This window comes from Listeria swaminathanii (genome assembly GCF_014229645.1).
GTDB classification, from domain to species: Bacteria; Bacillota; Bacilli; order Lactobacillales; family Listeriaceae; genus Listeria; species Listeria swaminathanii.
Genome location: NZ_JAATOD010000001.1, coordinates 1,314,198 through 1,328,974, shown reverse-complemented (window position 1 = coordinate 1,328,974; position 14,777 = coordinate 1,314,198). Strand labels below are relative to the sequence as shown.

Below are 14,777 nucleotides of genomic sequence, written 5' to 3'. Positions count from 1 at the left end.
TATAAATGTATGTATACTTTTCATAACGAAAATGACTATGAACGGACGAAGTAGTTGCTTATTCTTTTTCTTAGAGAGCTAGTGGTTGGTGGAAACTAGTAGAGATGAGTGGACGAATTACATCCCGGAGTCACGCTGCACAGGATAATGGTGCGGCCGGTGTTGAGCCGTTATTCTTTGAAGTAGGATTTATTCCTAAAAGTAGGGTGGTACCACGTTAATTAATACGTCCCTTCGCTAAATTTTTGGCGGAGGGGCGTTTTTTATGTCCAAAAATAAAAGGAGAATGATTGAAATGAATATTATTGATGAGTTAGAGTGGCGCGGAGCCATTTACCAACAAACAGATGAAGAAGGTTTACGTAAATGGGTGGAAGAAAAACAAATTTCTTTATACTGCGGGATTGATCCATCGGGAGATTCGATGCATATTGGTCATTTAATTCCGTTTATGATTTTACGTCGTTTCCAAAATGCTGGGCACCGTCCAATTATTTTAGTTGGTGGAGCGACAGGCACAATTGGGGACCCTAGTGGTAAAAAAGAAGAGCGTCAACTACAATCAATGGAGCAAATTAGTAAAAACGTAGAAAGTTTACGCGTACAGCTTGGGAAGATTTTTGATTTTGAAGGTGATTCCGCAGCGAGCATGGTAAACAACTATGACTGGACGAAAGATGTAAGTATTCTTGATTTCTTACGTGATTACGGAAAAGAATTCAATGTAAACACGATGCTTTCTAAAGATATCGTTGCTAGTCGTTTAGAAGTAGGGATTTCCTTTACGGAGTTTGCTTACCAAATTTTACAAGCGATGGACTTTAATCACTTATATGAATTTAATGATTGTCGTCTGCAAATTGGTGGTAGTGATCAGTGGGGGAATATTACAGCTGGGCTAGACTTAATTCGTAAAAAACAAGGCGAAAATGCGAAGGCGTTCGGTTTAACGATTCCACTTTTAACAAAAGCGGATGGAACGAAATTTGGTAAATCAGAGGGTGGCGCGATTTGGTTAAACCCTGAAAAAACGACGCCGTATGAGTTTTACCAATTTTGGATTAACACCGATGATCGTGATGTCGTGAAATACTTGAAATACTTTACGTTCTTAACAGAAGCGGAAATTGCTGAATTAGCGAAACAAGTGGAAACAGAACCTCATTTGCGAGCAGCTCAAAAAACATTAGCTGCAGAAATGACCAAATTTGTGCATAGTGAAGAAGCTTTAGAGCAAGCACTCAAAATTTCAAAAGCATTATTTAGTGGGGATGTAAAAGCACTTACTGCGGATGAAATCGAACAAGGCTTCAAAGATGTTCCGACTTTTGTAGCAGAGGAAGCGGAAGTTAACTTAGTGGATTGGTTAGTAACTCTTGGAATTGAGCCTTCGAAACGTCAAGCGCGGGAAGACGTGGGCAATGGAGCTATCTACATTAACGGTGAACGTCAACAAAATCTAGAAAAAATCATGGATGCAAGTGATCGGATTGAAAATAAATTTACGATTGTAAGACGCGGGAAGAAAAAATATTTCTTAGTTTCTTATAAATAAGAAGAAAAGCACTCGTTTTTAAGGCGAGTGCTTTTTTGTGCATAAAAAAACCTTACAACCACGACCGAAGTCATGAATTGTAAGGCTTTTAGTTCTAATTAACGGCTGTAGAATTCTACGATAAATGCTTCGTTGATTTCAGCAGCAAGTTCAGAACGTTCTGGAAGACGGTTAAGTGAACCAGTAAGTTTTTCTGCATCGAAAGTTACGTATTCAGGCACGAAGCTTGAAACTTCTAAGCTTTCAGCGATTGCAGAGTTTTTAGCAGATTTTTCACGAACAGAAATCACTTGACCAACAGAAACTTGGTAAGAAGGGATATCTACGCGTTTGCCATCTACAGTGATGTGGCCATGGTTTACTAGTTGACGAGCTGCACGACGAGTGCGAGCAAGACCAAGACGGTAAACGATGTTATCAAGGCGTTGTTCTAGTAAGATCATGAAGTTCTCACCATGTTTACCTTGTAATTTACCAGCTTTGTTGAACGTGTTTTTGAATTGACGTTCAGTTAATCCGTACATATGACGCAATTTTTGCTTTTCAGCTTGTTGCAAACCATATTCTGAGATTTTTTTACGTTGAGTTGGGCCGTGTTGACCTGGAGCATACGGACGACGCTCTAATTCTTTACCTGTTCCAGAAAGTGAAATTCCTAAACGACGGGAAACTTTCCAGCTTGGACCTGTATAACGAGCCATAAGAGACTCCTCCTTTTATTTGTTTTTGGTATAAAACAAACGTGACGTAAAACCTAATCAGGGCAGTTTACCTTCATATACCATCACCATAGCAGCCGCCGGTTACGCGATATACCACAGAATTAAATCTGGGGGTAAACAACACACTCATTCATTTTACTCAAGCTGCATTTTACACATCTTCCAGTATAGTATAGTTACTGGTCGCTTGTCAATTGATTTCATTAGGTATTTCAAGCGTAATCGCATCACGGATTTTTTCTAGCCATAATTGATCTACTTCATCGAAACGGTTAAAGCTTGGACTATCGATATCAAGGACACCGAGCAACTGCCCATTTTTCACGATTGGTAGAACGATTTCTGAATTAGAAGCCGCGTCACAAGCGATATGGCCAGGGAAGTCATGAACGTTTTCTATTAGATAAGTTTTTTGGTCAGCGGCAGCAGAGCCACATACACCTTTACCAAGTGGAATGCGAATGCAGGCAGGAAGTCCTTGGAAGGGGCCGAGTACTAATTGATTTGTTTCTTTTTCGAGTAAATAAAACCCAACCCAATTAATATCAGAAAGTGCTTGATTTAATATAGAAGAAACATTGCTCAAATTAGCAATTACATTCGGTTCGCCAGCAATCATCGCTTGTACTTGTTTTAAAGCAAGCGCGTAATTTTCTTCTTTTGTACCAGTCATTTTTTGGATTTCAATCATTTTTTATCCCCACATTTCTTTTCAAATAATGTCTTTAGTATAGCATGAACGGCAAGGGATTTCGGGAAATTTGTTTCAGGATAGAGTAGATTTCACTTGCTCCAAAAAAAATTTCGCTAAACGCAAGTAATTCTAGGGAAATCGTGGTAAAATAAAAGATGTGTATAATGAACTGAAAATGAGGAAAAAAATATACTACATATGGAAAGATGTACATAATTGAAAAAATGTATGAGCAGCACGAGTGTGGCTGTTTTTCTTTCACAAGTTAACGTTGATGGGAGGATTTTGGATGTACTACATGTTAATCGGCTTTATTATCGTAGTAATTGCAGTCATTGGTGCAGGCTACATATTAAAAAGAAAACATTACCAAAGAATAAACGAGTTAGAAGAGAAAAAGATTAAACTCAGAGAGCGGCCGGTTATTGATGAACTTTCAAAAGTGAAAAAATTAAAGCTGACAGGTCAGACAGAGGCGCTTTTTGAATCATGGCGTTCGTCCTGGGATGAAATTGAAACAAGATTATTTCCTGATTTAGAAGAAGTATTATTAGAAGCAGAGATGAACACAGACCGTTATAAATTCCGTTCTGCTACATACGCCGAAAATGATATTGAGCAAATGCTCGTTGTAATTGAAAAACAAATGGATCAAATTCTCGGTGGACTAAAAGAATTACTTATTAGTGAAGAGAAAAATGCCAAAGAAAGCCGCGCGACAAAAGAAAAATTTGCGGAGCTTCGCCGGGAAGTTTTAACTAGAGGATTTAAACTAGGGGATACACTACCTTATGTTGAAGCGAAACTAACGGACCTTTCAGAAAGCTTGAATAACTATGATTTATTAACGGATCAAGGTGATCATTTAGAAGCACGCGAAATCGTTATCGTCGTTCAAAAAGAAATGCAAGTTATCGATGCCCAAATGGAACGAATTCCGTCCTTATTGCATGAAACGGATACCATTTTGCCAGAAGAAATGAATAAACTTCGAGCTGGTTATGAAGAAATGGTGCGAAAAGGTTATTATTTAGCACAAATGGAATTGGATAAAGAAATTGCTCGAATGAAAAATCAAATTGATAAAATGAAACGAAATGTAATTAACCTTGATCTGGATGAAGCTGAACAAGGAATAGAGGAATTACATAATGAAATCGAATTGTTTTATGATACGCTAGAACATGAAGCGGAAGCGCGTCATTTCGTGAAAGAAAATCATAGCCCGACTTCCGATAAGTTGCAACGCCAAAATTTGGTTTCAGATGCACTTGCGGAACAAATTACAGAAGTAAAACAGACGTATCATGTTGCGGAAGATGATTTAGCAATTTATTTGAAAACAAGCGCTAAATTAAGTGAAGCAAAAGAAAACTTCGAGCAACTTACTACGTTAATTGCTAGTGGGGAGATTGCTTACTCGGCTGCCCAAGATACGTTAAAAGAAATTGATGCATCGCTTATTACGATTAGTGCTGAACAAGATAATTTTGCAGAGGAATTACGTTCACTTCGCAAAGATGAATTAGAAGCACGTGATGATGCTGAGCGGATGCGCCGCGCGATTGTCACACTCGATCGCAAAATGGAACGAGAACGTTTGCCAGGTCTTCCAGAAGAGTACTTATCGCTTCGGGAACATATGGGTGAATCTATTGATACGCTGGAGAAACGTTTAGAAGAAAAACCGTTGAATATGAAAGCTGTGAGCCAGGATTGGCGCATTGCGGAAGAAGATTTAATCCATTTAACGGAAAAAGCGGAAGAAATGATGGAAAATGTGCGCCTAGTCGAGCATGTTATCCAATATGCGAATCGTTACCGGTTGCGTAACAAAGAACTGGCAGACGAGCTAGTGCAAGCAGAAAACCATTTCTACAACGATTATCAGTATAAAAAAGCACTTGAAATTGCAGTAACGGCCTTAGAAAAAGTCGAGACGGGTGCTTTTAAAAAAGTAGAAAAAGCTTATAGTTCACAAGTAAGCGTTGATGATATCGAATAAAATCGTAAAAGCAGGTATTTCTATTATAATAATAGGAATCCTGTTTTTTTATGAAAATAGTAGTTGGAAAGTATCGGAATTATGATAAAATGGAGAGTGGAATATTGGGGAGGAGAATGTAGTTTTTATGATTTATTTCGATAATAGTGCGACAACGAAACCGAATGCTGCCGTACTTGAAACATATACAAAAGTAGCAAGTAATTATTTTGCGAACCCTTCTTCGCTTCATCGTTTTGGTGCTAAGTCGAAAGAGCTGCTTGATACTTCAAGGAAACAAATCGCGACAATGCTGGACGCCTTACCAGAAGAAATTATTTTTACATCTGGTGGAACGGAAGGGAATAATTTAGCGATTAAAGGGATTGCCTATAGTTACCAAAATCGTGGGAAACATATTATTACTTCTAGCATCGAACATCCGTCTGTGCGTACTGTAATGGAAGAACTCGAACAAACTGGTTTTTCTGTAACGTATTTGCAAGTAGATAAAAATGGCGTAATTAAGCTAGATGCGTTAAAAGCTGCGCTCACGGATGAAACAATTTTAGTGTCGATTATGGGTGTGAATAATGAAGTCGGAAGTATCCAGCCGCTGCAAGAAATTGGCGAAATTCTCGCGCGCCGTGAACAAACTTTCTTTCATGTCGATTTCGTTCAAGGCATTGGGAAGATTCCGCTCAAGCTCGATGCAGCTGCGATTGATTTACTGACTTTTTCCGGGCATAAATTTCATGCTTTACGCGGAACCGGCGTGCTTTTTAAACGGAAAAATGTACATTTGCATCCGGAAATTCTTGGTGGTGGTCAGGAAATGGGCTATCGTAGTGGAACGGAAAATCTGGCGGGAAGTGTTGCGCTTGCAAAAGCATTAAGACTGACGCTAGAAAATGAGCCGAAAAAACCAGAACTAATCGCGATTCGCGATTATTTACTAACGGAAATTGCTCAAATGCCTGACATGACAGTTCATACGAAACAAAGTGTTGCGGCACCGCATATCGTTTGTTTTTCAGCAAAAGGGCATCGCGGCGAAATCCTTGTCCATGCCTTAGAAAAAGAAGAGATTTACATTTCTACAACGAGTGCTTGTTCATCTAAGCAAAAACTAGCAAGCAGCACATTAAAAGCGATGGGAGTAACGGACGAAGAAGCAACTGGCGCAGTGCGTGTGAGTTTATCTTTTGAAAACCGTTTATCTGAAGCGAAAATTTTTATACAAAAACTGCAAGAAATTATTGAAAATCTAAATAAAGTGGTGAAATAAATTGGAATTTGATCGTATGTTAATTAGATACGGAGAGTTATCTACTAAAGGGAAAAACAGAAAACAATTTGTGACGAAACTGGCGCAAAATGTGAAACGCGCAATGAAAGATTTGCCAGAAGTACGCATTCACGGGGAACGCGACCGAATGTATATTATTTTAAATGGCGCAGATTATCAGCTTGCAGAAGAGCGGTTGAAACCGATTTTCGGGATTCAATCATTTAGTCCAGCCGTTCGTGTTAATTTAGATTTAGACGAAGTGAAAGAGGCGGCGCTTGCTTTAGTTCAAGATGCGCACGAGGAAAATGGAACTTTTAAAGTGGCGGCAAGACGTAGCCACCGCGAATTTCCGCTCGATTCTAATGAAATCAACCAAGAAATCGGTGCGTATGTATTACAAAATATGGAAGATTTAACGGTCAATGTTAAAAATCCGGATGTAAAACTAACGATTGATGTTCGTAAAGAAGGCGTATTTTTATCATGTCGGACGATTCTTGGTGCAGCTGGTCTTCCAGTTGGCTCATCAGGCCGTGCGATGTTAATGCTTTCTGGCGGAATTGACAGCCCAGTTGCTGGATATTTAGCGCAGAAACGTGGCGTCGAAATTGAAGCAGTTCATTTCCATAGTCCGCCATACACGAGCGAACAAGCCAAACAAAAAGCAATTGATTTAGCAGCAAAACTAGCTAAATATAGCGGACAAGTACAAATGCACATCGTTCCATTTACAGAAATTCAAGAAGTTATCAAGCAGCAAATTCCAGAAAGTGTTATCATGACTGTTACTCGCCGAATGATGCTTCGTATTACAGATGAACTTCGCCGGAGAAGAAATGGTTTAGCGATTGTTAATGGCGAAAGTTTAGGGCAAGTTGCCAGTCAAACATTGGAAAGTATGCTAGCGATTAATGCCGTAACAGCAACGCCGATCATTCGTCCAGTTGTTTCCATGGATAAAAATGAAATCATTCAAATCGCGCAAAAAATTGATACGTATAATTTATCAGTTCAACCATTTGAAGATTGCTGTACGATTTTTACACCACCATCACCAAAAACAAAACCAAAACTAGATAAAATCGAGCATTATGAAAGTTTCACCGATTTTGATGCGTTAATTGCAAAAGCTTTAGACAATATCGAAACGATTTCTGTTAATATTGCTGAAACTGAGCAAGTGAAAGATGAATTTGCTGATTTATTTTAAGATTAACCGTTTATCCTTTTTTAGGGTAAACGGTTTTTGTATATTATATACATAAAAAAATAACTAAAAATGCATAAAATAGTTTTATAAATTAATAAAAAACCATTTGACATTATAAATATACATCATTATAATGAAAAGTATCATTTAATAATTAACGGGAGGGGTTAGGATGAAAGTTTCCATTATTGGAGCGACAGGGTACGGTGGACTGGAGTTAATTCGCTTACTCCACCAACATTCTTCTGTCGACATCGTAACGTTACATAGCTTTTCCACACAATCAGCCATACTCGCAAACTTTTATCCGCATTTAAAAGATTTAGAAGCTAGCCCCTTAGAGAAAATAAATCCAACAGAAATCATCGAAAAAAGTGAAACGGTTTTTATCGCTACACCCTCAGGAATCGCCAAAGATATTGCCTTGCCATATGTAGATGCAGGAATGAACGTGATTGATTTATCCGGAGATTTTCGATTGAAAGATAATAGGCTTTACGAAAAATGGTACGGCAAAAGCGCAGCGCCTAAGAATTATATAGATAAAGCAGAATATGGTTTAGCTGAATTTCGCGAAAATAAAAAAACGACATTTATTGCCAATCCAGGATGCTATGCAACAGCAACTTTGCTCGGATTAGCACCACTCGTGAAAAATCAGCTAATTGATCCAACATCAATTATTGTAGATGCGAAATCAGGTATTTCCGGAGCAGGGAAAGTGCCATCCGCAAGTACGCATTTCACAGAAACAAATGAAAACATGACACTTTACAAAATGAATTCTCATCAACATATTCCAGAAATTATGCAACAACTTACTAAATGGGATGAAAGTATCCCGGCAATCCAGTTTTCCACCTCGTTAATTCCCATCACAAGAGGAATCTTCACAACCATCTACGTTAAACCGAAAAAGCCAATCACCCAGAAAGATCTACATATACTTTACGAATCCACCTACGAAAATGCACCATTTGTCCGAATTCAAGCAGAAAATATTTACCCGACTGTCAAGCAAGTAACCGCATCGAATTACTGCGACATCGGACTTGCTTATAACGAAAAAACGAATGTAATTACGATTGTTTCTGTCATTGATAATTTAGTCAAAGGAGCGGCTGGTCAAGCCATTCAAAATTTAAATATCATGGCGAATTTTGCTGAAAGTGACGGATTAGGATTTATTCCAGTCTATCCGTGAAAGGGGAAAGCTAAAATGAAACTTATTAAAGGAAATATCGCCTCGCCAAAAGGTTTTTACGCGGATGGAAAGCATGCAGGGCTTAAAAGAAAACGAAATGATATTGGTTGGATTTATTCAGAAGTTCCAGCAAATTCTGCCGCTGTTTATACGATGAATCAAATGCAAGCCGCACCCATTTTTGTGACGAAAGATTCTTTTCAAAATAGCGCCGAGTTGCAAGCGATTATTGTGAATAGCGGGAATGCCAATGCTTGTACCGGAAATCAAGGGATGTTAGATGCACTTGCGATGCGGGCGAAAACAGCAGAAAACCTCGCAATTCCGCTTGATTCTGTCGCGGTTGCTTCAACTGGGATTATTGGCGATATGCTACCAATGGACAAAATAATCGCGGGAATCGATATGCTAGAAAAACAAACGGGAAATGCGGCTGATTTTGAAGAAGCGATTTTAACGACCGATACGTTTCAAAAACAAATTAGTTTTCAAACAGAAATTGGTGGCAAAGTAGTTACGATGTCGGGCGTTGCGAAAGGGTCGGGAATGATTCATCCAAACATGGCGACCATGCTCGCTTTTATTACGACCGATGCCGCTATTCCAGCTGAATTATTGCAAAAATTACTAAAAATAAAAGTAGATAAAACTTTCAATCAAATAACCGTGGATGGCGACACATCGACGAATGATATGGTGATAGTCATGGCGAATGGTTGTGCGCAAAATCCGCAACTTCAAGAAGGAACAGCCGACTTTGAAAAATTTGCAGATATGTTTCAAGCGGTCACAGAGCATTTGGCTAAAAGTATCGCGCGTGACGGGGAAGGCGCAACGAAACTAATCGAGGTCCAAGTGAACGGGGCTACTAAAACAGAAGATGCAAGAATGATTGCTAAGAAAATCGTATCTTCCAGTCTTGTGAAAACGGCGGCTTTTGGCGGAGATGGCAATTGGGGACGGATTATTTGCGCGATTGGTTACTCGGGTGGTCGTTTTGCGCCAGATAATATTACGATTAAAATTGGCGGCATTGAAATACTGAATCATAGTAGCCAAACCATTTTTAATCAACAAGCGCTGGATGCTTATCTAGAAGAAGAACATATTGTTATCGAAGTCGACCTTCATATCGGCCTTGAGTCAGGAACGGCATGGGGTTGCGATCTAAGTTACGAATACGTCAAAATCAACGCCTGTTACCGGACGTAAGGAGGGACAATGATGGAGAACACAATAGTCATAAAATTAGGCGGCGTCGCAAGTGACAATTTAACAGAAGATTTTTTTCAACAAATTACAGAGTGGCAAGCTGCGGATAAGAAAATCGTCCTCGTCCACGGTGGCGGGCATTATATAACAAAAATGATGGAAGCTCTCGATATCCCTGTAGAAACGAAAAAGGGTTTGCGCATAACGAATAAACAAGCCCTAGAAGTAACAAAGATGGTTTTGATTGGCCAAGTTCAGCCCGCTATTACAACCGCTTTTCAAAAGCGAGCTATTTCCGTCATCGGCTTAAATGCTGGCGACACAGGTTTACTAGAGGCGGACCGAGTGAGCGACAAGGACTTAGGATTTGTCGGTAAAATTACCAAAGTGAAAACAGACTTAATCGAACAACTGCTTGGGGAAAATATTATTACTGTCATCGCACCACTCGGAATAAATAGCGAGCATGATTGGCTAAACGTCAATGCTGATACAGCTGCCTGTGAAGTGGCCAGCGCATTAAACGCAGAAGCTCTCTATCTACTAACGGATGTCCCAGGTGTCAAAAACGGCTCAGAAATTATCAATGAAATAGCTTCAGTAGAAATAGACAAATTACAAACAACTGGTGTGATAAAAGGCGGAATGATTCCTAAATTAGCTAGTGCCGCTTTTGCCGCCGAAAATGGGGTTGGACAAGTAATCATCACAGACTCACTCCAAACAACAGGTACAAAAATAAAAAGCGAGGTGGCGATTGGATGAAACATGTTTTTCCCACGTACAATAGATTTCCTATTGATTTAGTCAAAGGCTCTGGCACCATTGTCACAGATGCAAATGGCCAAACTTACCTTGATTTCACTAGCGGCATCGCTGTTTGTAACTTAGGTCATTGCCCAGAAAATGTTTTAGAAGCGATTCAATTACAATTAGCGAATATTTGGCACACCTCGAATTTATACGAATGTGCTTTGCAAGATAACGTGGCAGAATTAATCACCGCGGGCGAAGAGAAGCTAGTTTTCTTTTGTAATAGTGGAACAGAGGCGAATGAAGCTGCTCTTAAATTAGCGAGAAAGCATACAGGGAAAGAAAAAATTATTACATTTGAAAAGTCTTTCCACGGGCGCACGTTTGGTTCAATGTCAGCCAGCGGTCAAGCAAAAATCCATCAAGATTTCGGAGGACTTGTTCCCGGATTTACATACGTTCCTTACAATAACATCGAAGCTTTCCGAGCTGAAATAGACGAAAATACAGCGGCTGTCATGCTAGAAGTTATTCAAGGTGAAGGTGGTGTCATTCCGGCAAATGCGGCATGGTTGCTAGAAGTTCAAATGCTCTGCAAAAAAGTGGGTGCACTATTAATTATCGATGAAGTTCAAACCGGGCTAGGTAGAACAGGCGCGCTCTATGGTTTTGAACAAATTGGCTTAGATCCAGACATCTTCACTTTAGCAAAAGGCCTAGGAAATGGCTTGCCGATTGGAGCGATGGTTGGGAAATCAAGTTTAAGTAGCGCTTTTGGGCCGGGGAGCCACGGATCTACTTTTGGTGGGAATAAAATAGCACTGGCTGTTGCAAAAGAAATATTGCTAACAATGAAGCAAGCGGGATTTTTAGAAGAAGTAAATGCCAAAGCAGACTATTTTAGAAACTTGCTAGAGGAGCATTTTGAGACGCTGGATAATGTGTCAGCAATACGTGGCGCGGGTTTTCTGGTGGGAATCGAACTTGAAAGCGCAGCAGAGCCAGTTGTCACAGAACTACGCGAGCGAGGATTGCTAATACTAACAGCTGGGCCAAACGTACTGCGAATTTTACCTCCTTTAACAGTCAGTTACGAGGAAATGGATCAAGCAGTGACTTTATTGAAAAGTGTTTTGGAAAACCAATTGATTGGGAGTGAAGAGGGATGACGATGTATGCGAAAAACAATACGACAGGCAAAGATATGCTGAGTTTGCTTGAATGGAATAAGGAAGAGCTGACCGATATTATTAAGCTAGCGGTAGCGATGAAAACAAATCCGGCGCATTATAGCCATATTTTAAGCGGGAAAATTTTAGGAATGATTTTTGATAAACCTTCTACTAGAACGCGGGTTTCTTTTGAAGCAGGAATTTTGCAGCTAGGTGGGCAAGCGATTGTAATGAGTTCGAAGGAATTACAAATCGGGCGTGGAGAGCCGATTAAAGATACGGCGCATGTGATGTCAGAATATATTGATGCGATTATGATCCGGACATTTAGCCATGAGAAAGTGGGAGAACTGGCGTATCATGCGAAAATCCCAATTATTAATGGTTTAACCGACTTGCATCATCCATGTCAGGCGCTGGCTGATTTAATGACTATTTATGAATGGAAAGACCAGCTGGAAGGTGTCAAACTAGCGTATATCGGTGATGGGAACAATGTTTGTCACTCGCTGCTTTTAGCCAGTGCTATGGTTGGTGTAGATATACGCCTAGCAATGCCAAAAGGGTATGAGGTCGACGCGTCGATTCTCGCTACTGCAGAAAAATTGGCGGAGCAAAGCGGTGCTACCATTTTTGTAACCGAAGATCCAAAGTTGGCGGTTACGGATGCAGACTTTATTTATACGGATGTTTGGACAAGTATGGGTCAAGAAGATGAAAATGCCAAACGTTTGGCTGATTTTGGTGAAAAATATCAAGTAAACGCAGAACTAACTAGTTTTGCCAAACCTGATTATCATTTCTTGCATTGTTTACCGGCGCACCGGGAAGAAGAAGTAACAACAGAAATTATTGATGGCGAGCACTCGGTCATTTATCAACAAGCGGGAAATAGACTTCATGCGCAAAAAGCTTTACTCGCTGCAATATTGGAGACAAAATAAAAAAAAGTCTGGCATGTACGCCAGACTTTTTTTATTATAAGAAATTACGTTTCACTTTATCCCAGAAAGAATTTTTAGGCAGTTTGATAATATTGATAAAACGGTCGCCTACTTCTAAGTTTACTTCATGAACGTGTTGAATGCTTAGTGCTTCGCTGTCCATTCCAATCATTGGGAACTCATTATTTCCTTCTTCAGACGAAATCTCAATACGTAGTTTACGTTTTGGACTAAGAATGAAAGAAGAACCTAGCGTACGGAATTTGTTATTGTTAATAGAAGCCAGTTCACTTACTTGCATAGATGGAAGAAGTGGGTCCACGATTGAACCATTGACAGATTTATTATAAGCAGTACTTCCTGTTGGTGTCGAGATAACCATTCCATCGCCACGGAACGTTTCGAAGTGAGAATCATTAATATAAAGATCCATCGTAAGCGTTCTGATGATAGAAGAACGAATGTTAAATTCATTCAATACATAAAATGCTTTGGTATTATTTACTGTTCCATAAATAGTTGGATAACGACGTACTAACCAACGATCTTCAATAGCTGCTTTGATGATTTCGTCCAATTGATTAATATGGAAATCACAGTATTGACCTAATTGTTCTGTTAGCGCAATTCCTGCATATAAACAATCTTGACGGAAGTCGGTTTCTCTTACGGATTTAAGAAAAGCACCGTCGCCACCAATACTGATAATAACGTTCGCTTTTTGATAGTCGTCTGTTAATTCATATCCATAATCAGTCGTAATTTTCTTCAATTCTTTTGCTTTTGCATGTAATTCTTCTGTTTTGCGATAGGAAAAATAAAAAATAGTTTTTGCCATGTTAGTTGTCCCTCCAGAATCCAATTTTAATCAACAAACTTATTATAACATGACTTAGAAGCAATTTCTTTCTTCATTAGTAAAAAAGTGAAATGGGACACAATTTAAAAGAAAGTTTGTGCAAAATAAACGATACTGGTATTATTACAGTATATAAAAAGAAAAAAGGGGAGAATTTAATGAACGCTAAAAGATGGATTGCACTAGGAATTGTTTGTGCACTTTTAATTGTAAGTGCATTAGCAAAGTTTACATCAAGTCAATTTGCTTCAGAGGAAGAGGGTAATCTAACATTTGCTGAAAGTTTATTCGCGGATACAGGTGAATTAACTGAAACGGTAATTGAAGAAGGTGGAATGGATACAATCGCAGTACTATCTGTAGACGGAACTATTCAAGATACAGGAGATGCTGGTTCTTTATTTAGCGATACAGGCTATAATCATTCACTTTTCATGCAAGAATTAGAACAAGTGAGAAATGATGACCTTATCCAAGGCGTACTGTTGTATGTTAATTCACCGGGTGGCGGCGTTATGGAATCCGCACAAATCCGGGATAAAATTTTACAAATTAAAAAAGAGCGAAATATTCCAATTTATGTTTCCATGGGGAGTATGGCGGCATCGGGTGGATATTATATCTCTGCACCAGCCGACAAGATTTTTGCAAGTAAAGAAACGCTGACTGGTTCGCTTGGTGTTATTATGCAAAGCTATGACTACAGTGAATTAATGAAAAAACTAGGGGTTTCTGATAACACAATTAAAAGCGGTGACTATAAAGATATTATGAGCCCGACAAGACCAATGACAGACGAAGAGAAGAAAATTATGCAGTCAATGATTGATGACTCTTACAATGAATTCGTTAAAGTTGTGGCAAAAGGCCGTGACATGCCGGTAGAACAAGTTCGTAAAATTGCAGATGGTCGGATTTACGATGGCCGCCAAGCAAAAGAAAATGGCTTGATTGATGAATTTGGTTACCAAGAAGATGCCTTAGAGGCGCTGAAAAAAGACGCAAACCTATCAGATGCAACCGTTATCGAATATAGTGCACCAGAAGACTTTAGCTCGCTATTCTCTGTAGCTGCACAAAAATTCTCTGGTCAAAATGCAGATATTTCCCAACTAATCAAATTAACCGGCACACTAAAAGCGCCAAGAATGATGTATTTATATGGAGAATAATGTGA

The 14,777-nt window shown here is 39.3% G+C and carries 13 protein-coding genes and 1 other annotated feature; of the genes, 10 read left to right on the top strand and 3 right to left on the bottom strand.

Annotated features, from left to right (window positions below):
* Positions 1 to 28 precede the first annotated feature (28 nt).
* Positions 29 to 237, top strand: a binding site (T-box leader).
* A gap of 58 nt (positions 238 to 295) precedes the next feature.
* Positions 296 to 1,555, top strand: coding sequence for a tyrosine--tRNA ligase (gene tyrS / locus HCX62_RS06600; protein WP_185638052.1), 1,260 nt, complete (start codon positions 296 to 298; stop codon positions 1,553 to 1,555).
* A 98-nt stretch (positions 1,556 to 1,653) separates the two neighbouring features.
* On the opposite strand, the gene rpsD is transcribed toward tyrS, so the two are convergent.
* Together rpsD and HCX62_RS06590 are read right to left on the bottom strand one after the other, a co-directional pair.
* A complete protein-coding gene (gene rpsD, locus HCX62_RS06595; protein ID WP_003723325.1) occupies positions 1,654 to 2,256 on the bottom strand; it encodes a 30S ribosomal protein S4 in 603 nt (200 codons plus the stop codon).
* Between the two features lie 211 nt (positions 2,257 to 2,467).
* A complete protein-coding gene (locus tag HCX62_RS06590; protein WP_185637840.1) occupies positions 2,468 to 2,968 on the bottom strand; it encodes a free L-methionine (R)-S-oxide reductase MsrC in 501 nt (166 codons plus the stop codon).
* A gap of 292 nt (positions 2,969 to 3,260) precedes the next feature.
* Here HCX62_RS06590 and ezrA point away from each other — a divergent pair, with 292 nt between their 5' ends.
* From ezrA to argF, 8 genes are all read left to right on the top strand, one after another.
* On the top strand, positions 3,261 to 4,976 hold the full coding sequence (gene ezrA, locus HCX62_RS06585; RefSeq protein ID WP_185637839.1) for a septation ring formation regulator EzrA: 1,716 nt from the start codon (positions 3,261 to 3,263) through the stop codon (positions 4,974 to 4,976).
* A 127-nt stretch (positions 4,977 to 5,103) separates the two neighbouring features.
* Complete coding sequence (locus HCX62_RS06580; protein ID WP_185637837.1) at positions 5,104 to 6,243, top strand: cysteine desulfurase family protein; 1,140 nt, start codon at positions 5,104 to 5,106, stop codon at positions 6,241 to 6,243.
* Position 6,244: 1 nt separating this feature from the next.
* Positions 6,245 to 7,456, top strand: coding sequence for a tRNA uracil 4-sulfurtransferase ThiI (gene thiI / locus HCX62_RS06575; RefSeq protein WP_185637835.1), 1,212 nt, complete (start codon positions 6,245 to 6,247; stop codon positions 7,454 to 7,456).
* A 172-nt stretch (positions 7,457 to 7,628) separates the two neighbouring features.
* Positions 7,629 to 8,660 carry an N-acetyl-gamma-glutamyl-phosphate reductase gene (argC, locus tag HCX62_RS06570; protein WP_185637833.1) on the top strand — a complete coding sequence of 344 codons (1,032 nt, stop codon included), beginning with the start codon at positions 7,629 to 7,631 and terminating at the stop codon, positions 8,658 to 8,660.
* Between the two features lie 15 nt (positions 8,661 to 8,675).
* Positions 8,676 to 9,872 (top strand): bifunctional glutamate N-acetyltransferase/amino-acid acetyltransferase ArgJ, encoded by a 1,197-nt coding sequence (gene argJ, locus HCX62_RS06565; RefSeq protein WP_185637831.1) that lies wholly within the window; start codon positions 8,676 to 8,678, stop codon positions 9,870 to 9,872.
* A 12-nt stretch (positions 9,873 to 9,884) separates the two neighbouring features.
* Entirely contained in the window at positions 9,885 to 10,637 is a 753-nt protein-coding gene (argB, locus tag HCX62_RS06560) for an acetylglutamate kinase (RefSeq protein WP_185638050.1), read from the top strand.
* Entirely contained in the window at positions 10,634 to 11,794 is a 1,161-nt protein-coding gene (gene argD / locus HCX62_RS06555) for an acetylornithine transaminase (protein ID WP_185637829.1), read from the top strand. Before argB ends, argD begins: the two co-directional genes overlap by 4 nt.
* Positions 11,791 to 12,741, top strand: coding sequence for an ornithine carbamoyltransferase (argF, locus tag HCX62_RS06550; RefSeq protein WP_185637827.1), 951 nt, complete (start codon positions 11,791 to 11,793; stop codon positions 12,739 to 12,741). Before argD ends, argF begins: the two co-directional genes overlap by 4 nt.
* A gap of 34 nt (positions 12,742 to 12,775) precedes the next feature.
* Here argF and HCX62_RS06545 read toward each other — a convergent pair whose 3' ends face one another.
* The gene (locus HCX62_RS06545) at positions 12,776 to 13,579 is read right to left on the bottom strand and encodes an NAD kinase (RefSeq protein WP_185637825.1); all 804 of its coding nucleotides are present in this window, start codon (positions 13,577 to 13,579) and stop codon (positions 12,776 to 12,778) included.
* A gap of 179 nt (positions 13,580 to 13,758) precedes the next feature.
* On the opposite strand from HCX62_RS06545, the gene sppA reads away from it, so the two are divergent.
* Positions 13,759 to 14,772 carry a signal peptide peptidase SppA gene (sppA, locus tag HCX62_RS06540; RefSeq protein WP_185637823.1) on the top strand — a complete coding sequence of 338 codons (1,014 nt, stop codon included), beginning with the start codon at positions 13,759 to 13,761 and terminating at the stop codon, positions 14,770 to 14,772.
* Positions 14,773 to 14,777: the final 5 nt, after the last annotated feature.